This window comes from Ruegeria sp. CDSC054 (genome assembly GCF_059610645.1).
This window is the reverse complement of sequence record NZ_JBXWOA010000002.1, coordinates 261,354-279,863: the sequence shown is the minus strand read 5'-3', so window position 1 is coordinate 279,863 and position 18,510 is coordinate 261,354. Positions and strand designations below refer to the sequence as shown.

Here is an 18,510-nt window from a genome sequence, read left to right as displayed (position 1 = left end):
CATCTAGTTCCCGATGTTCTTCATCGCGGCCTGGAGAGCGCCACGATTGTTGACGATCATCTGTACAACTTTGTAATCCCCGGAAACTTCACGCACAAGAAAGTCCGCCGTCACGGTATCGCCATCTTCGGTTATCATTTCAGAGCAGACGAAATAGTCACTTCCCGCAAGAAGAACCATGGGATGAACATTCGCAGGGTAAACGGTTTCAAACGCGTTGGTGGTCGTGTCCAGATACGTGTAAGAACCGTCGACCATTACCCCATCGACATGCGAAATCATGGCGGATTGGAGCTTTGCCTTGACCTCAGTTGGAATGTCGGCGGCTGTAGCCGGGTCGGACGATATTACTACGGCGACCACACACAATAGCCTAATCATATAAACCTCCCCACTAACAACACTGCACAATTGATACACTGAAAATGCATAAATGTGTATCTTATGATATTAAGACCTGAATTGAACTTAGTGCCACCCAAGCATGACCAAGGGGAACAGATGCTTGCAAGCGAAGTCTACGATCTACGCGCCAACCTGCGCCGACAAGGTGTTGTCTTTGCATACAGTGGTTATGTAACCGAAGGTATCCTCAGTGGTGTTGGCGATGCGTTAAAGCAGAAATTAGTGTCTGAAGATGCTGACACAAAAACTCTCCGAAGCGTTTTCGCTGTTTTCGTAGAGCAAATGCAGAACATCATCAGATATTCAGTCGAACGGCTACCAGCCGACGGTGAGACCGAGGTACTGGATATAAGTTACGGCATCGTGACCATAGGAAATGAGGCCAACGGCTATGTCGTTCATGCGGGCAATCTGATCCTTTTGAGGGACGTAGACAACATGCGAAAACGACTTTCCGAACTACGCGCCATGAATCGTGAGGAGCTTAGGGCTGCGTACAAAGGCCAACTCCGGTCAGAAACTGACGCCGTCAGCAATAATGCAGGTATCGGGTTAATTGAAATTGCGCGTCGAGCGTCAAGGCCAATCGAGTTTGATTTTATGCGGATTGACGATCAGCACGCATTCTTCGCACTCAAAGCGACGATTTAAGAGGGTACGAATGCAGAAAATTGATATCCCGGCAACAAACCGCACCCCGGCCGTCGCGTTCGATTTTGACGTTGGCCACCTCAAACTGATTGGGGAATCCTACCCTGAGGATGTTACGACGTTTTACAACCCGTTGTTTGATGCTTTGAAAAGTTGGTTGTCGGATGGTTCAATGTCCAAATGTCGTTTTGACTTTGAACTCATCTATTTCAATTCGTCCAGCGCCAAGGCCATCATGATGATCATGGAGCTTTTGGATTCCGCTGCTGAGGCGGGGAATAGAGTTGACGTCTATTGGTTTCACGACCCCGAAGACGCGACCATGGAGGAACTTGGGGAGGAGTTTGGGGAAGACCTGAAACATGCCAAGTTCACACTGGAAAAGTTGTCGGATCGATGACTATCGACGATCTCTTTGTTCGCGAGAATGAGGCTTTGGAAGTCGCGGAAGCAGCTATAAACAGTGGACAGTTTCCGAATGATGAAACACGCAAATCAATTGAAAACCTTGTCGGAGAATACAGAAAGCTGCTCAGAACCACGCGGCGCATGATGCGATTGAGTGATCGTAACGAGCGGGAACTGAATGCATTAGCCGAAAAACAGCGCATCGCCGCCGAAGAGGTTGCCCAAAAAAACCAAGAGCTGGAGGCATTGTCAGGAAAGCTTGCCAAATACTTATCGCCTCAAGTCTACAACTCGATCTTTTCCGGTCGCCAAGAAGTTAAACTCGCGAGTAAGCGAAAAAAGCTGACAGTGTTTTTCTCGGACGTCGCCGGCTTCACAGAGCTTACGGATCAGATGGAGTCGGAAGATTTAACAGAACTCCTGAACAGCTACCTGACCGAAATGGCGGAAGTCGCTCTGAACCACGGTGCGACGATAGATAAGTTTATCGGGGACGCAATCCTTGTCTTCTTTGGAGACCCGGAGACTAAAGGGGTGCGGGAAGATGCTTTGGCATGTGTGAGAATGGCAATTGCAATGCGAGACAAGTTGACAGAGTTGCGGGCAAAATGGATTCGTCATGGAATAAGGCAACATTTACAATGCCGTATAGGTATCAATACAGGCTTTTGTACGGTTGGGAATTTTGGAAGTGACGACCGAATGGATTACACCATTATCGGCGGCTCTGTGAACGTGGCATCAAGGTTGGAGCATCAGGCCGAGGAAGGAGAGATTTACATCTCGTACGAAACCTGGGCGCACGTGAACCACGAAATAGAGACCGAAGAAGTTGGAGCTATCCAAGTCAAAGGCGTGGCTCAACCTGTCATGACATACCGTGTCTTGGGTCAAAAGAAATCGAGACCGCGCGCAGAAAAAGTAGTATATGAAAACCCGAATTTTCAAATGGTGTTGGACCCGAGCTCGATGACACCAGAAGAACGCGCCGCAAGCTTAGAGATACTTAAGACGGCTCTTGCATCACTCCGCAAAAACTAACACTGAGGTCTCGCAGCCAGTGTTTGAACGTGTCTCAGAAAATTCCCACGAATACTCAAGAATTGTTCCATGCTGTGGACAAGGTCAGTTTTGTTCATACATCTGAATTAGATGTAACCTGCCTCAAAGGTAGCTTCGCCCGCGGACTGTGAGCTCACCCAACCCAAAAGATTGCTCTTGCAGCGGACGGCTGCAATGCGATCTGCGACCGCAGAATAAAGACCTACCCTTGAATTCAGAAGAGAGCTGTTCGCCAAACTTTGCAAAGCCCGCTTTCTGCGCATTGCCGACATTGGTGCTGGTTGCCGCATTCGGAACCTTGGGCTCAACGCAGTCACCTGACGGATTTACTCAGATGACCGATTAGCGGATTTGAGCGGACGTTCACCCCCGAAAACTCGGAGTTTCAAACAGGAACAACCGCTCTCTCTAAAAACGGTCGCTCTCCTAGATCGTGGCTACGACCGGCTTGCGGACAGAGCTGCAACCGTTTGAAGATTAGTTTTTTGATGTGTCGGCAAAGAAGCCACAACCGCACAATAATCCAAAATGGGGTCCAACTAACGCCAAATCCCTGTGGTGAACTGCACAATGCAGAGGTCAACTCTGCCTTCTCCCTGTTGGACTGGCCGGCGCGTTTGCGCCGGCTTTTTTTTCAATCACGTGCCCCCTTTTTGGTTGTGCTAGTGCATTAGTCGCGTATCAGGAAGAGATCTTCTCAGGCTGAAATCGGTCATTTGCTGCGCCATCATGCGAGACTTCCAAACCGATGACCGGGCCGGGCTCGAAGCAGACATTCGGTTAATTCCGCTGAATGTCCGCCTTGCAGACAATGTTGCCGTTGTCCTTCAGGGTGTTTGCTGGCGCAGCATCTGTTCGAAAAGGCAGCACACTCATCGTTGCGTTGTGGCCATAATCACCAATTCTGTCATTCGATGTCGCGCTCAAGTGCAGATCGACAGCTTCATGAAAACAAGCTTGCCTCTCACTCAACAACTGATGCATTTGTCAATTATGATTGTGTGACAAGCCAATCCTCAACTTCTCGAACCTCAGAACGGGTTCTGCTGGTATGCTGGACATCGATAAAGTAGCCATGGGTTGGGTTGATACGCTCATCAAAAATCCGAACCACTCTATTTTCCGCCAGATCCTGATCGATCAGTGGAAGCCAGCCAATGATTGCTCCCTGGCCTTCGGCAGCGCCGCGCAGCAGCACGTTTGCGTCCTCGAAGATCGGCCCGTAGAGCAGATCGGCTATTGAAACGCCCATTGCCTCAAACCAGTCCCGCCACCCCCAGTGATTTCTTTGATGCAAAAGGGGCAAGGTTAATAGATCCTTTGGGTGATCGATAGGTCCTCGTGTAATGACAAACTCTTCGGATGCTATGGCGACCGGGCTAAGCTCAAGCAGCTTGATTGCATCTTCTGCCATGTCGGCGATGCGGTCCCAGCGGATTATGATATCGACATTCTCGCGTTCGTGCGCGCCGGGATAAAGGGCTGGCACCACTTCCAATTCGATCGCGGGATGGGCTTCCCAAAAATCACTAATCCGTGGCATGAGCCAGCGCGCCATAAAGATCGGTCCCGCCGAAACTCGCACCGCTTTGCGTGCGCTTCGATGCATGGATTGAACCGCACTGTCCAACAGGCCAAAGGCCTGACTGGTCGCATGGGCCAAGCGCTTGCCTTCAGCTGTCAGGGTGACATCACGACCCTCCCGCCTGAATAGCTTGACGCCAAACTGATCCTCCAATCCGCGAATATGATGACTGATCGCAGTCGGGGTCACAGTTAGGTCCGCCGCGGCTGCCCGAAAACTGCCGTTCCGGGCGGCGGCGTCAAAGGCACGTAAAGCTGTAAGAGAAGCTGTCACGGCAATCCAATAGATGAGTTTTTCTCATTCATTGCTGAGAATGTTGCTTTTGTAAACTCTGCTATTTCCGGTGCAGGATAGGGCTGCATAAACCTGAGCTCATGAATCGATGACCATGGCAAACCGTCGGCGCGGTCGTAAAGACCGCTTAAAGCAAGTCTCAGAGACTGGCCCGCAGCCACCGGTATGGCCAGGGGTGATTGGTGGGCGTCTTAAACCGCTCTTGCCTGACGAAGAAAGTATGGTCGAAGAAGCCGCATATAAGCTTCTTGAAGACCTAGGGCTTAGTCAGGCCATTCCTTCGATGATCGAAAAAGTCACTGCTGCTGGCGGGGCCATGACGGATGATGGTCGGCTGTTGTTCCCGCGCGCGCTGGTGAAATGGGCGATGGACGGAGCGCAGCGGGGGTTCACCTTATGTGGCCAGCGTCCCGAGAACGACCTGAAGATTGAAGCCGCCCGCGTGCATATGTCTACCGGCGGCGCGGCGCCTGGCGTGTTTGATCTCGACACTCATGAATATCGAGATTCGACATTGCAGGACCTCTACGATGCAGCGCGGATCGTGGACCGGATGGACAATATTCACCACTTTAGCCGATCGGTTGTGGCACGCGATGTCGAAGACAACGCGTTGATGGATCTGAACACCGCTTACGCCTGTCTTACGGGCACGTCCAAGCACGTTTCGATTTCGGTTACCGAGCCGCAGAACGTGGCCGGTATTGCAAAGCTTTGCTATGAAATCGCCGGTGGCGAAGAGGCATTTCGTGCCCGTCCCTTCCTAACGATCATGGTGTGCCATGTGGTTCCGCCCATGCGTTTTGCCGAAGAAGCCTGTGAGGTGCTGGAGTTGGCAATCAAGGCCGGGTTCCCGGTGCAGCTGATCAGCGCCGGACAGGCCGGGGCCACCAGCCCGGCAACGATTGCCGGATCGCTGGTGCAGGCGGTAGCGGAAACGCTGGCAGGTCTGGTATTTGCGCGGTTGGTCGATCCGAAGGTCAAGGCGATTTTTGCCCCTAAACCCCTTGTGGCAGACTTGCGGACTGGATCGATGAGCGGCGGTGGCGGTGAACAGGCCATCTTGATGGCAGGTGCGGCGCAAATGGGTCGGCGATGGGATTTGCCAACGAGCTCGATTGCCGGGATCACAGATGCAAAACGGCTGGATGCCCAATATGGGGCCGAGAAATCGCTGGCGGTGACAATGGCGGCGCATGCTGGGTCAAATATCATTACCCAGGCCGCCGGTATGATGTCGAGCCTTTTGGGGGTGAGTCACGCGGCCTATGTCAGCGACAATGACCTTTTGGGTAACATCCTGCGCACTGTACGCGGCGTCGAAGCAACACCCGAAAATATCGCCGCTGATGTCATCGCAGATGTCTGTCGGGGTGAAGGGCATTATTTGGGTGAGCAACACACATTCGGCCGAATGAAGTCAGATTACTTCTATCCCGAGATCGGCGATCGGCGATCGGCGCGCGCCTCGCGACTGGCAAGATGATGGTGCTCAGCGGATTGGCGACGTTGCGCGGGAGAAAGCGAGAGAGATCCTGAGTACGTATTTTCCCAGCCACCTGCCGGACGAAGTGGATCGCACGCTTAGGATGAATTTTGATATCCGCCTGACACGGGCACAAATCGGACGGCCGGAATGATGAACCAAGATCTTAGCACCCGCGCCCGCGCGAGCCTGCCAGGTGGTGTCAGCCATGAGCTACGATTTCGTGATCCGCACCCAATATTCATTGATCGCGCGCTAGGTGCCGAAAAGTGGGACGTTGAAGGACGCCGCTATATTGATTTCAAAATGGGCAGCGCCAGTCAGATGTTAGGACATTGTCACCCGGCAATTGTCGAAGCGGTGCAGAGACAGGCCGAACGTTCGGTTTTCAGCGCGGACTGCCACACCCAGGAGATTGAGTGGGCCGAGTGGGTCAACCGGCTAATTCCTTCTGCCGAACGCACACGTTTCACCGCATCGGGTACGGAATCCACGATGCTGGCACTGCGACTTGGGAGAGCATATTCGGGCAAGGATCACGTGCTGCGTGTTGAGGGCCATTTCCATGGCTGGCATGATCACGCATTGAAAGGGGCAAGGCCGGGCAGCGATCAGGCGCCGTCTTTGGGTATCCCGGATGCCATCAACGATCTGATCCATATCTGTGCAGCCGATCCTCAGGCTATGGAAGACGCGCTACGGGATGACCGTATTGGCACGGTAATCATTGAAGCCTCGGGCGCGAATTATGGCTGCGTCCCCTTGGCCACCGATACCTTGATGGCGCTGCACGACGTTGCGCGTGCCGCTGGTGTTGTGCTGATCTTTGATGAGATCATCACCGGATTTCGCTGGTCGCCTGGTGGGCGTCAGGCACGCGACGGGATCGTACCTGACCTCACCACTTTGGCAAAAATCGCGACAGGCGGTTTGCCCGGTGGCGTGATTTGTGGTCGCGCCGAAATCATGGAGCTTTTGAACAATGCAACCGTGCGAGGCGGGTTTGGGCCTGCGGTCAGCCACAAGGGCACTTTTAACGGCTCGCCCCTGATTGCGGCTACAGCCTGTGCCGCGACTTCGCTCTTGGCCAGCGGCGAGGCGCAGGCGCATGCCGATACCATGGCCGCACGCATGCGCGATGGTATGAATGCCGCCATGAAGAGGCGGGGCATCGCGGGCATTGCCTATGGCGACAGTTCGGTTTTCCACGTGTTTTTCGGCCGTAGCAGTCTGGATGGACTTAGCCCTGCCGAAATTAGGGGGCTACCGAAACCCTTGGTCAAAGCCTATCGCGACGGCATGCTGACGCGCGGCGTGGATATGATGGCCTATACTTCTGGTTTGACCTCAGCCGCGCATACACCCGAACTGGTTGATGAAGCGCTCTTGGCCTTTGACGACACTTTGTCGGACATGATCCGCGACGGAGCATTGCAATGACCCTCCCGTCCTCCGCCCGCACCGTCATCATCGGCGGTGGCGTTATCGGGTGTTCCATCGCCTATCACCTGGCCCGCGAAGGGCGCAAAGATATCGTGGTGCTGGAACGTTCGAAACTGACGTCAGGCACCACATGGCATGCCGCCGGTCTGGTTCGGCGTTTGCGCCCGTCGGCGACGCTGACGAAATTGATCAACTACTCGATTGACCTTTACGGCGAGTTGGAAGTTGAGACCGGACAAGCCACTGGCTGGACACAAACGGGATCGCTGACGCTGGCAACCAATGAGGACCGGCTGACCAACATCAAACGGCAGGTATCGCTTGGTCGTGCTTTTGGGCTGAAGGCCGAGGTGGTCGATGCCGTCCGCGCACAAGAACTTTGGCCGTTGATTGAAGTGGACGACGTGATCGGTGCCGTTTGGTCGCCTGCTGATGGGCGCGTGAACCCGTCTGATGTGGCGCTTGCGTTGTCCAAAGGAGCCAAGGCGCCCGGTGTGAAATTTTTCGAAGACACCCGTGTGACCGGGTTGCAAAAGAAAGATGGTCGCATCTCGGGCGTCGAAATCGGTGAGTACGTGATTGAGGCCGAAGAGGTCGTGATCGCCAGCGGTCTCTGGTCGCGCGAAGTGGCCGAAATGGCTGGTGCGCATATGCCGCTTTATGCCTGCGAGCATTTCTACATTCTGACGAAGCCGCTGGCCGAGGTACAGGCGCTTGGCAAAGGTGTGCATCTGCCAACGCTGAACGATCAGGACGCTTATCTTTATGCCCGCGATGATGTTGAAGGCTTGCTGGTCGGCTCGTTTGAGCCCCATGCCAAGGGCATTTCTACGCGTGATCTGCCTGCGGATTTTTCATTCGATCTGCTGGATGAAGATTGGGACCACTTCATGCCGATGATGGAGAATGCGCTGCGCCGCATTCCCGCTCTGGAAACCGCCGAAGTGCGGATGCTGCTGAACGGCCCCGAAAGCTTTACACTCGACAGCCAGTTCATGCTGGGTGAAAGCCCTGAGGTGCCGGGTCTCTTCCTGATGGGGGGCATGAACTCTACCGGGATCGCTTTGGCTGGTGGCGCGGGCAAGGCGATGGCAGAATGGATCATCGCGGGCGAGCCGACGATGGAACTGAACGAAGCTGACATACGCCGTTTCAGTCCCGAAATGAACGTGTTGGGCGCGCTAGAAGCCCGCATTCCCGAGGTGCTGGGTCGGCACTACGACAATCCCTATCCAGGTCGGTCAATGGACACTGCGCGCGGTCAGCGCCGCTCGCCAATTCACCAGGGGCTGATGGCCGCGGGTGCGCGTTTTGAGGCGCGAGGGGGCTGGGAACGCGCCGTGCATTTTGGTGGAGATGCAACGCATCTGCCACTCACCTTCGCCGCACCGAAATGGCGCGGTCAGGTGAAGCGGGAAGTAGACGCCTGCCGCAATGGCGCGGCCATTCTTGATCAATCCGCCTTTGGCAAGATCATGATACAGGGGCCGGACGCCTGCGCCTTTCTCAACCGGCTATGTGCCGCGCAGATGGACATCGCCGAAGGGCGCATCGCCTATACCCAAATCCTGAATGCGCGAGGTGGTGTTGAAAGCGATCTGACCGTGCAACGTCATGGCCCGGCGACTTATCTGATGATCGTCGGCGCGGGCGAAGTTGTCCGTGTCATGAAACGTATGCACGACACCAAAAGCGACTTCCGTGTCGAGTTTACCGATGTGACAAGCGGCTATGCCGTGATTGGCCTCGCCGGGGCTAAAGCGCACGACGTATTGCAGGCCACCAGCAATGCGTCAGTACCTGACCTCAAACGCTTTGGTTTTGCGCCGGTCGAGATCGGGTTGGCGCGCGGTTGGGCTGGTCGTCTGAGCTTTACCGGTGAAGAAGGGTATGAACTTTATGTTCCTGCTGACATGGCCATGGCCGCGCATGAGGCGCTTGTCGCGGCAGGTGCCTCTCATGCAGGCCTCTTTGCCAGCGGCAGCTTGCGGATCGAAAGTGGGTTTCGTGCCTTCGGCCATGAATTGACACCGGGCACAACGCCGCAAGAGGCCGGGTTGGGTGCGTTCTGTGCTTTTGGCACCGGCTTCGTAGGTGAGGAGGCGTTGGTTAAAGCGGGTCAACCCAAGCGTCGGATCGTTTCGCTTATGTTCGATGACCCGAATGCGATCCCGATTCATGATGAACCGATTTACTATGATGGCCGCGTCGTTGGACAGATAACTTCTGCGGCGTGGAGCTATCGTTTTGACCGCTCTGCTGCGCTGGCGATGATAAACGCGCCGTTGGACCTGATTGCGGGGCAAGACGTTGTGACGGGGTTCGAGGTGGAAATCGCCTGTACCCGCTATTCCGCAAAATGTTCGCTACAACCCGCCAAGGAGGCGTTTTGATGTCGCAGACGACACGCACGACCCGCGTTGCGATCATTGGCGGCGGTATTATGGGCGTTGCGGCTCAGTTCCAACTCGCTGAAAATGGCTGGACCGACACGATCCTGTTTGAAAAGGCTGAACTGACCAGCGGGTCCACATGGCACGCAGCAGGGCAAATTGCCCATGCCGTGGGCAGCCGTGTTGCAGGCTGGATCAACAAGACATCGATCGAGACCTACAAGTGTGTCGAGCTGGAAACGGGGCAAAGCATCGGCTGGCATGAGGTCGGTGGGTTCCGCATTGCCACAACCGATGATGAAGTCGACTGGATGAAGTCGATCATGGGCGTCGGCAGATTGCTGGATCTGCCGATGGATTTGGTGGGGCCGGATGAGGTTGCGAAAGGCAACCCGTTCTACAATGTAGATAATGTAAAAGCTGCCGTACAAACCTATGAGGATGGGCATATAGACCCGTCTGGAGTGACCATGGCACTGGCCGCTGCTACCCGTGCACGAGGGGCAAAGATCGAGCGGCACAATCAGGTTCTGGGCGCCAGTCGCAGGGGCGATATGTGGCTACTCAAGACCCAAAAGGGCGACGTATCGGCCGAGCATATCGTGATTGCCGCCGGATCCTACGCCAATCAGGTCGGCGAATGGTTCGGGCTCAAGATACCCTCGGTCTCTTGCCTACATCACTACCTTGTCACCGACACAGTGCCCGAATTCGAAGGCCGCCCGGAATTGCCGGTGATGCGCGACAACTCTTATGGTGGCTATATCCGGCAGGAACAGAAATCCGGGTTGATTGGTATTTACGAGGGCCATGAGTGCCCGACCGTTTGGGAAATGCCTGAAGGCGCGCCATGGGCTGCCGAGAACGAGCTGTTTGCTGCGGATTACGACTCAATTGGCGATTTCCTGATGGTTGCTTTCGAAAAGATGCCGATCCTGGCCGAGCTTGGGATCAAACGCGTTGTGCGCGGCGCGATCACCCATACGCCGGATGGAGGAATGCTGGTCGGGCCTTCTGGTGCGCCCAATGTCTGGCTGTCTTGTGGCTCATCCATTGGTCTTGCCTGGGGCGGCGGTGCTGGCAAAGTACTGGCCGACTGGATGGTGCACGGCGAAACCTCGATCAACACACGCAGCCTTGATCCCCGCCGTTACGGGGATTTTGCATCGGATCATTACATCGTTGAGCGCACCAAAGACGAATTCATGCGCCGTCATGACACGCCGTGCCCCGGAAAACAGTTCAATAGCTTGCGCCCGGTGAACCGGCATCCTCTCTATGATCGGCTGGCTGCCAAAGGGGCGGTGTTTGGTGAGATTGCAGGCTGGGAGCGTCCGCGTTACTTCGGGGATCTCGGTGAAGTTGAGCAAATCGGTTGGGGCCGTCAGCCCTGGCATGAGAATGCGCTGGCCGAGGCAAAAGCTACCCGAGAAGCCGCTAGTGTGATCGACCTTTGCGCATTCGCCCAATTCGAGATCACCGGCAAGGATGCGGGCAAACTGCTGGATCGCTTGTCTGCCAACCGTATCCCCCGCAAAGACGGGCGGATGAGCCTCAACCATTTGTTGACCGAGAAGGGCCGTTTCGAGACTGAGATCACCATTTGGCGTATTGATAAGGATCGCTATTTCACAGGCTCCCCCATTACTCGCGCTAACCCGGATTTCGCCTGGATACAAAGCCATATCCAGCCGGGTGAAGACGTGCAGATTGTTGATCACAGCGCCGATTGGGGAATGCTGGCTATGTCAGGCCCTGCTTCGCGGCGCATTTTGTCTGAACTGACAGAGGCCGATCTGTCCAATGCAGCTTTCCCATGGCTTTCAGGGCAGGAAATCACGGTCGCCCAAGTGCCCTGCTATGCGTTGCGCGTTTCATTCGTGGGCGAATTGGGCTGGGAACTTCACGCCCCACTGGAGCGCATTGCAGACATCTATGACGCTCTGTTCGAGGCAGGTGCCAAGTTTGGACTGGCCGATCTGGGGTCCTATGCTTTCAACGGATTGCGGATGGAAAAAGCTTATCGCGCCAGCGGTGAAATGACGACTGATGTCGGACCGCTGGATGTTGGGCTTGAACGGTTCATCGTGGCCAAGGATCGTGAATTCATCGGCAAGGACGCGATGCTGGCCCGTAATCCGGAATGGGAGCTGCTTTATGCAGAGCTTCATGCTGACGGTCTCGATGTTCATGGCGGAGAGCCGGTCTTGTTGAAAGACCGGATCGTAGGTCTGACCACGTCGGGTGGCTACGGCTACACGGTGGGCAAATCGCTCGGGTGGCTCTTTGTAAAGAAAGGGACGCCGCGCGCAAATCTTACGATTCAGATTTTGAATGAAGCTTATCCGGTGACGATACATGACGCCCCGCTGTTTGATGCCGACAACCTGCGCCCAAGAGCCGAGGACTGAGAGATGACTAATATATCCGGCGGCGAGGCCGTCTATCGCGTTTTGAAGGCCAATGGGATCGACACTGTGTTCGGCCTCTTGGGTGGATCAATGCTGGAACTTTATGACGCGATATATCAGGGCGGAGAGATTGCCTATGTCGGTGCGCGCGATGAACGCGCGGCGGGTCACATGGCCGATGCTTGGGCGCGTATGACCGGCAAGCCAGGCATGGTTTTAGGCGCGCAGGCCGGTCCCGGCGTGGTGAATATCGTGACTGCCGTGGCCGAGGCGCATCTAGCCTATTCTCCGATGGTTGTCATTGCGGGTGCGATCACCCGTGCAGATCAATGCAAGGACACGTTTCAAGAGGTCGATCAGGTCGCCGTCTTTGCGCCGATCTGCAAGCGGTCAGTGATGGTAACTGATCCTTCGAGGCTGGCTCCGATGCTTGAGGATGCCATTCGTCTGGCCAACACTGGTCGCCGAGGCCCCGTTGTGCTGCATGTCCCACGCGACCTTTTTGCTGAAGAAATCCCCGCCATTGATCCCAGACCGCTACGGATTGCGCGCCCGGGTCCGGCCGCGCCTGCTGACGTCACCACCATTGCCGCGTTGCTGGCCGGGGCAGAACGCCCAGTGATCTTTGCCGGAGGTGGCTTCAAATGGGGCGCGGGTCGTGATGCGCTGACCGCGCTGGTAGAAACACTTGAAGTGCCCGTTGTGGCCTCGACCGGCCATGCAGATGTGATGCGCCATGGCCACCCCTGGTTTGCCGGACAAGCCGGACCGCGCGGCAACCGCGTGGCCAGCCGTCTGACGAGAGAAGCAGATGTGATGTTCGTGATCGGCGCTCGCCTTGGCTTCAATTCTACCTTCCATTCCAACGACTACGTCGGTGCAGATACTCGCATCGCGCATGTTGATGTCGAAGGCTCTGCCGTTGGTCGCTATTTCCCTGCTGAAATCGCGGCTCAAGGTGACGCGCGCCTTACGGCCGAAGCGCTGACCGAGGCAGGCCGGAAGCCAAAATGCGACGCATGGCGCGAGAGCTTCAAGGCGGATATGGACAGTCTTTGGGCTGAACGGGCCAAAGAGGCCGTAATCGAAACGCTGCCCTTGCACCCCCGCCGCGCTTTGGCAGAGCTGCGCAATGCCTTGCCTGAAGACGCCATTGTTACACTTGATACCGGCAACACCTGCCTGCAGGCTGCGGATCGCCTGGCCCATTACGAACCAATGTCACTGATCACACCGCTGGATTTTGGTCTTGTTGGCTTTGGTCTTGCCGCCGCAATCGGCGCCAAAGCCGCCGCCCCTGAGCGCCCGGTTGTCGCGATCATGGGCGACGGTGCTGTTGGCTACACTATGATCGAGATTCAAACCGCCATTTCGCATAAGCTCCCGATCACCATCGTAGTGCTCGACAACGAGGCATGGGGCGCTGAGAAAGCCTATCAGCAAGAGTTTTACGGCGGGCGTCTTCTGGGCGCGGAAATTGAAAGCCCCCGCTTTGACAAATTCGCCGAACTCTGCGGTGGCAAAGGCATCTGGGTTGACGGCCCCGGCGGTATGGGCCCCGCCCTACAAGAGGCCATTACATCGGAACAAACAACAATTATTCAAGCCAAGATCGATCCGGGCGCGCTGATGACGCTGCGCAAAGACCTGTTCAGGGCACCGCAGAATGGGGCAAAGGAATAAGCGCCTGTGCTCCATCATCATCGACGCTGGTAGCACGGATCTTTGTACCACGCACGCAGCCCGAGAAAAGGGCGCAAGCATGTTGATGCTGGAATGTTCGTCCGAGGCTTAAAACGGACGATCTCACTCGATCAAAGTTTCGACTTGACCTATGATGAATAGCGATAAAGAAAATCACCCGTTATGTGAAATCTGCTCAGGTTCAAATGGCAGAAGGCCCCTTTCTTGATTTGCGTCATCTGAAGATGATCCGCGCGATTGCCGAACACGGGCGTGTCAACGATGCGGCCGAGGCTTTAGGGGTCACTTCGTCGGCTCTTTCGCATCGCATCAAAGAAGCCGAACGACGGTTGGATCTGGTTCTATTTACACGCATCCACAAGCGCCTGCGCATGACCCCGGCGGCGGAATATCTTGCCGATGTCGCAGATCGCGTTCTGACCGAAATGGACCGGGCCGAGCGCGATGTTCGGCGAATGGACCGCGGTGTGGAGCATGTCGTGCGCATCGCGGTCGAAACCTACAGCGCGTCGTATTGGTTGCCCGATTTCATCCGCTATCTGCAAACGCGGCTACCGGGAATTGAGCTTCAGGTCATGGCAAGCGTGACGCGCAAACCTGTTGGCGCACTTGCAAACAGGCACGCCGACATCATTGTGACGTCAGAGGAGGCAACGCCCATTGGAACGCATTGCATTCCACTGTTCAGGGACGAGTTGCTGTTCATCTTCGCACCAGATCACCCGCTTGCCGCAAAAACTCATATCGAAGGCAAGGACATCGAAGGGGAAGACTTCATCACTTACGCCCTGACCCCTGAGCCGGATCGTGAATTTGCCCGGCTGTTTCGCCCGTCCGGGCGCTATCCACGCTGGACCACAACGGTCGAGATGCCCGAAGCCATCGTCGAGCTTGTGGCCGCCGGTCAGGGCAGCAGCGTGCTTGCTGGCTGGGCCGTGCGCCCGGCCATCGAAGCTGGACGTATAATCGGCCTGCGCGTCGGCAAGGACGGAATCGAGGTGCCTTGGGTCGCAATGATACGATCCGAAGACAGGGGCACAGGCCCCATTCTGGAAGTCGCCCAAGCTCTTGCGCGGTGGTCTTCGGCAAACGGCGGGTTCGGTTAGGACCGGAGCTTCTCGTTTTTTGGATCGTACACATGGTGAGAATGACGCGTTGCCGCGCGCATCTCGCCGAAAGCCTGAACCAAACAGTCCTCTCCCATCTCGAGCGAACCATTTTCAACATAGCCGAGCGCCAAAAACTTGCCGGTTCGATAGCCCATCGAGACCGACGTCAAGTAACCGATGACCCGTCCCTCTCGGATGATCGGGTCGGATGGCAATGGCTCTGGCCCGAGATCGGTGATCTCCAACCCGATAAAGGCCCATGCAGCTTTCTGCATTGCCTGTTGTTCAACGGCCTGTCGACCGGTGAAAGGCTTGGACATGTTCGCGAACCTGGAAAGACCAACATCGAACAGCGTGTATTCAACGCCAAAGTCCGCGCCCCAGCCGAGATACCCCTTTTCGACGCGCATGGCATTAAGCGCGTAAGAACCGAAATTGCAGATGCCATGCGGCTTGCCCGCCGTCCAGATCGCATCGTAAAGGGCCACCAGATCTGACGAGGCGACATGTAGCTCCCAACCCAACTCGCCCACGAAGCTGACCCGCATGGCCGTGACCGGCATACCTGCGATCTCGATTTCGGCCAGGCTCATCCAGGGTGCATTGGCCGCGCTCAGGTCATCGGCAGTGAGGCCCTGCAACAGATCGCGGGATTTCGGACCCATCACCAAAAGCGCGCCATCGCGAGTGCAACCCTTGGTCAAACGAACGTCGGCATCGCCGCAATCGGTCGCAATCCAGTCGAAGTCTCGATCAACAGCCAGGGTAGGGCCACACAGCAGAAATCTGTCGTCGGCCAAACGGGCAATTGTCGCTTCTGACCATATGTGTCCCTTGGGTGTCAGCATATAGGACAGACGCACCCGACCGACGGGCGGCAGCGTTCCGCAGACTACTTTATCAAGCACCTTGGCCGCGTCGGGCCCATCCAGGGTGAATTTTGTGAAGCCGCCATGGTCCATGATCCCGACTCGATCACGAACCGTTTCGCATTCAATCCGCACGGCATCCTGCCAAGGTTCGTGTCCGAAGCTCAAAGCGCTTGGATCGTTTGTCTTGCCCAGATCGAACCAGAATGCCCGTTCCCAGCCGCCGATTTGTCCCATGACCGCGCCCTGTTCGACAAGTTGCTTATAGAGCGGGGTCTTGTTGAGCGGTCGCCCAGAATCCATAAGACGATGAGGATAGGGGATCGCATATTGCAGGTCATAATGCTCGGACGCGCGTGCCGCTGCATAGTCTTGCGTGGCCCATGACCCGAACCGGCGGGGATCCCAGGCGGACAGATCCCATTCGGTTTCGCCTGTCGTCAGCCATTCGGCCATGGCTTTGCCAATGGCCGCTGAATGCATGATGCCAATCTGAACGCCGGTCGCATGGTAGAAGTTTCGAACACCTGCGGCGGGCCCTACAAGGGGAAGTGCGTCAGGCGAATAGGGGATCGGGCCATTAACGAAACGCTGGGCACCCGCTTCGGCAAGCTGAGGCACATGGGCTGAGGCCGCTTCGAACACCGCCATCATCCCGTCGATATCATCTGCAAACAACTGATGGTCAAAGTCCTGGGGAACCCCGTCTTGCCAGACCGGGCGGCCTTCGTGGGCATAGGACCCGAGCAACAAGGCGTTTCGTTCGCGCCTGAGGTAAAAGCGCATGTCGGGGTCTCGGATCAAAGGAAACGTGTCGGTGTCCTTCTCGAGAACCGCCAGTGGCGATGTCACCATATATTGGTGTTCAAGGGTGACGACGGGCACGTGCAACCCTGCCATTGCCGCAATCCGTCCGCCGCTTGAACCCGCCGCATTTATCACGGTTCCCGCGGCAATGGCGCCAGTCGATGTTTCAACCACCCATTCCCCCGACGCATGCTGTCGCAATCCTGTGACCGGCGTGAACCGATAAACCTTTGCACCCAAGTCACGGGCGTGTTTGGCCAGTGCCTGGGTCAACTGACTGGGATCGATGTCGCCCTCATAGGGATCAAATATCCCACCATGGATTGTATCATCCGCCTGCCAATAAGGATGCATCTCTTCAATCTGCGACGGCGTCAGCATCGACAGTTCAAACCCCGCCGATCGAGACACACCGCACAGGTGTTGGAATAGTTGCATCCGCTCAGGCGTGTGAGCAGGCCAGATAGCGGATGTATGCCGATAGGTGATCGGCGTGACCGGGTCTTTGGCAAGCTCCTTGTAAAGCTGCCAGGCATAGTTTCCGGCGCGCATGCCCAACCACGAGTTAGCGTAGGTGGGAATATTGCCCGCGGCATGCCACGTCGACCCCGCAGTCAGTTCATTCTTTTCAAGCAAAACGGCATCGGTGATGCCCGCCTTAGCCAGATGGTACAGGATTGCAGCACCAACTGCGCCTCCGCCAATGACAACAACCTCTGCATGGCTTTGCATTCAGTGCGACTCCAATAGTCTTCCAAAACCAGTGATCGGATCGGTTATGCCGACGGCGCGCAGCGAATGCCAATAGACCGCCGCATTGCAGGCCACGATTGGCTTGCCGTGGGTGTCTTCCAACGCGCCGATCATGGCCACCACGGGCAGCGCGGTCCCGACCTGAAGGATAACGTCGCAATCCGAGGAAGCGACCTCAGCAAAGACGGACCGGATATCCTCCAACGGAGTTTCACAGATGGCAGGAAGCGTGGGCGCTTCGGTGCCCTTGATCGCGACCACCTCGAACCCGGCGTTTTCAGTGTTTGCTTTCACAACAGCATCGACTTCAGCGTTGAACGGCGTGACAATGCCAACACGCGTCGCCCCAAGGGCGCGCAACCCCGCATAATCGGCTTGCGAAGCGCCAATCACCGGCACGCCGACCTGCTGTGCGATATCTTCGCACCGCGCCTTCAGTTTGTCCGGCCCACCGAGCCCTGCGTCGGTTGTCAGACCGACGGCGATTGCCGACGGCGCACAGTCCATCAACTTTGCCGCTTCGTCGGGCAGGTCATCCGACACCGCATCGCCCCCCAAACGAAAGCGCTGCATCTGGTTGGTCACACCCTTCGGTCGAAGCAATTCCAACTCCGGCTGGACGACAGTATTCATCGCAGGCGTCATGACGCCAATCACGGCGCGAGGGGCAAGTGTGTCAGCCATTCTCAGTCTCCTTCAGGAATTGGCTAAGTCCGATCATGCCGCCGATATAGATTACGTCGCCGACAGTCTTTTCCATTGCATCAGCGACCCCCGCGGCACAGTCGAAATGGCTTTCCCAGATGCTCAGAGTTTGGCGTGTATGGGTGATCGGAATGAATCGATGCGTGGACACGTACCCGGTCACGGGAAGCGCACTTTCGAGGATGTCATAGGTATAGGAATGATCGGTATCAGAATGGGCCAACAAGGTTTCCCGGAACACTGTGCCATCGGCGATGTCCAGCTTGCGGATGGTGCCGGTGGCGGTCGGTGATCCGTTCTCCAGGCCAACACCTACCACGCCCGGATTCCAATGCACTACACCGTCAAAGGCGCGAACGGCCGCCCAGACTCTGTTTATGTCACTGTCGATGACCATACTTCTGAAGACGTGCATGTCGGCTCCT

The 18,510-nt window shown here is 56.3% G+C and carries 15 protein-coding genes; 10 read left to right on the top strand and 5 right to left on the bottom strand.

Going from position 1 to position 18,510, the window contains the following annotated elements:
- Positions 1-3: 3 nt before the first annotated feature.
- On the bottom strand, positions 4-381 hold the full coding sequence (locus tag AC2FGC_RS05320) for a hypothetical protein (protein WP_496724167.1): 378 nt from the start codon (positions 379-381) through the stop codon (positions 4-6).
- Between the two features lie 120 nt (positions 382-501).
- On the opposite strand from AC2FGC_RS05320, the gene AC2FGC_RS05315 reads away from it, so the two are divergent.
- Genes AC2FGC_RS05315 through AC2FGC_RS05305 form a run of 3 tightly spaced genes read left to right on the top strand, consistent with a single transcriptional unit; the run spans position 502 to position 2,505 of the window.
- Positions 502-1,056 carry a SiaB family protein kinase gene (locus AC2FGC_RS05315; RefSeq protein WP_496724169.1) on the top strand — a complete coding sequence of 185 codons (555 nt, stop codon included), beginning with the start codon at positions 502-504 and terminating at the stop codon, positions 1,054-1,056.
- A gap of 10 nt (positions 1,057-1,066) precedes the next feature.
- The gene (locus AC2FGC_RS05310; protein ID WP_496724171.1) at positions 1,067-1,456 is read left to right on the top strand and encodes a DUF1987 domain-containing protein; all 390 of its coding nucleotides are present in this window, start codon (positions 1,067-1,069) and stop codon (positions 1,454-1,456) included.
- Positions 1,453-2,505, top strand: a complete 1,053-nt coding sequence (locus AC2FGC_RS05305) for an adenylate/guanylate cyclase domain-containing protein (protein WP_496724173.1) — start codon at positions 1,453-1,455, stop codon at positions 2,503-2,505. The genes AC2FGC_RS05310 and AC2FGC_RS05305 overlap by 4 nt, the downstream gene beginning before the upstream one ends.
- A 1,012-nt stretch (positions 2,506-3,517) precedes the next feature.
- Here AC2FGC_RS05305 and AC2FGC_RS05300 read toward each other — a convergent pair.
- On the bottom strand, positions 3,518-4,384 hold the full coding sequence (locus AC2FGC_RS05300; RefSeq protein ID WP_496724175.1) for a LysR family transcriptional regulator: 867 nt from the start codon (positions 4,382-4,384) through the stop codon (positions 3,518-3,520).
- A 109-nt stretch (positions 4,385-4,493) separates the two neighbouring features.
- On the opposite strand from AC2FGC_RS05300, the gene AC2FGC_RS05295 reads away from it, so the two are divergent.
- The 7 genes from AC2FGC_RS05295 (at position 4,494) to AC2FGC_RS05265 (ending at position 14,948) form a co-directional block, all read left to right on the top strand.
- Entirely contained in the window at positions 4,494-5,891 is a 1,398-nt protein-coding gene (locus AC2FGC_RS05295; RefSeq protein ID WP_496781581.1) for a trimethylamine methyltransferase family protein, read from the top strand.
- Complete coding sequence (locus tag AC2FGC_RS05290) at positions 5,830-6,045, top strand: trimethylamine methyltransferase family protein (RefSeq protein ID WP_496781891.1); 216 nt, start codon at positions 5,830-5,832, stop codon at positions 6,043-6,045. The genes AC2FGC_RS05295 and AC2FGC_RS05290 overlap by 62 nt, the downstream gene beginning before the upstream one ends.
- Entirely contained in the window at positions 6,042-7,331 is a 1,290-nt protein-coding gene (locus tag AC2FGC_RS05285; protein WP_496724179.1) for an aspartate aminotransferase family protein, read from the top strand. Before AC2FGC_RS05290 ends, AC2FGC_RS05285 begins: the two co-directional genes overlap by 4 nt.
- The gene (locus AC2FGC_RS05280; RefSeq protein ID WP_496781579.1) at positions 7,328-9,727 is read left to right on the top strand and encodes a GcvT family protein; all 2,400 of its coding nucleotides are present in this window, start codon (positions 7,328-7,330) and stop codon (positions 9,725-9,727) included. Before AC2FGC_RS05285 ends, AC2FGC_RS05280 begins: the two co-directional genes overlap by 4 nt.
- Complete coding sequence (locus AC2FGC_RS05275; RefSeq protein WP_496781577.1) at positions 9,727-12,138, top strand: FAD-dependent oxidoreductase; 2,412 nt, start codon at positions 9,727-9,729, stop codon at positions 12,136-12,138. The genes AC2FGC_RS05280 and AC2FGC_RS05275 overlap by 1 nt, the downstream gene beginning before the upstream one ends.
- Positions 12,139-12,141: 3 nt before the next feature.
- Complete coding sequence (locus AC2FGC_RS05270; protein WP_496781575.1) at positions 12,142-13,821, top strand: thiamine pyrophosphate-binding protein; 1,680 nt, start codon at positions 12,142-12,144, stop codon at positions 13,819-13,821.
- A gap of 206 nt (positions 13,822-14,027) precedes the next feature.
- Entirely contained in the window at positions 14,028-14,948 is a 921-nt protein-coding gene (locus tag AC2FGC_RS05265; protein ID WP_496724186.1) for a LysR family transcriptional regulator, read from the top strand.
- Here the strand turns inward: AC2FGC_RS05265 and AC2FGC_RS05260 are convergent.
- Genes AC2FGC_RS05260 through AC2FGC_RS05250 form a run of 3 tightly spaced genes read right to left on the bottom strand, consistent with a single transcriptional unit; the run spans position 14,945 to position 18,500 of the window.
- Positions 14,945-17,359 (bottom strand): GcvT family protein, encoded by a 2,415-nt coding sequence (locus AC2FGC_RS05260; RefSeq protein WP_496781573.1) that lies wholly within the window; start codon positions 17,357-17,359, stop codon positions 14,945-14,947. The genes AC2FGC_RS05265 and AC2FGC_RS05260 overlap by 4 nt on opposite strands.
- On the bottom strand, positions 17,360-18,064 hold the full coding sequence (locus tag AC2FGC_RS05255) for a maleate cis-trans isomerase family protein (protein ID WP_496777843.1): 705 nt from the start codon (positions 18,062-18,064) through the stop codon (positions 17,360-17,362).
- Positions 18,057-18,500 (bottom strand): SRPBCC family protein, encoded by a 444-nt coding sequence (locus AC2FGC_RS05250; RefSeq protein ID WP_496724191.1) that lies wholly within the window; start codon positions 18,498-18,500, stop codon positions 18,057-18,059. Before AC2FGC_RS05250 ends, AC2FGC_RS05255 begins: the two co-directional genes overlap by 8 nt.
- Between the last annotated feature and the right edge of the window lie 10 nt (positions 18,501-18,510).

Bases quoted from the DNA above. Each gene is read 5' to 3' on its own strand.
- AC2FGC_RS05320 (WP_496724167.1), bottom strand. From the start codon at position 381: ATGATTAGGCTATTGTGTGTGGTCGCCGTAGTAATATCGTCCGACCCG.
- AC2FGC_RS05315 (WP_496724169.1), top strand. From the start codon at position 502: ATGCTTGCAAGCGAAGTCTACGATCTACGCGCCAACCTGCGCCGACAA.
- AC2FGC_RS05310 (WP_496724171.1), top strand. From the start codon at position 1,067: ATGCAGAAAATTGATATCCCGGCAACAAACCGCACCCCGGCCGTCGCG.
- AC2FGC_RS05305 (WP_496724173.1), top strand. From the start codon at position 1,453: ATGACTATCGACGATCTCTTTGTTCGCGAGAATGAGGCTTTGGAAGTC.
- AC2FGC_RS05295 (WP_496781581.1), top strand. From the start codon at position 4,494: ATGACCATGGCAAACCGTCGGCGCGGTCGTAAAGACCGCTTAAAGCAA.
- AC2FGC_RS05285 (WP_496724179.1), top strand. From the start codon at position 6,042: ATGATGAACCAAGATCTTAGCACCCGCGCCCGCGCGAGCCTGCCAGGT.
- AC2FGC_RS05280 (WP_496781579.1), top strand. From the start codon at position 7,328: ATGACCCTCCCGTCCTCCGCCCGCACCGTCATCATCGGCGGTGGCGTT.
- AC2FGC_RS05275 (WP_496781577.1), top strand. From the start codon at position 9,727: ATGTCGCAGACGACACGCACGACCCGCGTTGCGATCATTGGCGGCGGT.
- AC2FGC_RS05270 (WP_496781575.1), top strand. From the start codon at position 12,142: ATGACTAATATATCCGGCGGCGAGGCCGTCTATCGCGTTTTGAAGGCC.
- AC2FGC_RS05265 (WP_496724186.1), top strand. From the start codon at position 14,028: ATGGCAGAAGGCCCCTTTCTTGATTTGCGTCATCTGAAGATGATCCGC.
- AC2FGC_RS05260 (WP_496781573.1), bottom strand. From the start codon at position 17,359: ATGCAAAGCCATGCAGAGGTTGTTGTCATTGGCGGAGGCGCAGTTGGT.
- AC2FGC_RS05255 (WP_496777843.1), bottom strand. From the start codon at position 18,064: ATGGCTGACACACTTGCCCCTCGCGCCGTGATTGGCGTCATGACGCCT.
- AC2FGC_RS05250 (WP_496724191.1), bottom strand. From the start codon at position 18,500: ATGCACGTCTTCAGAAGTATGGTCATCGACAGTGACATAAACAGAGTC.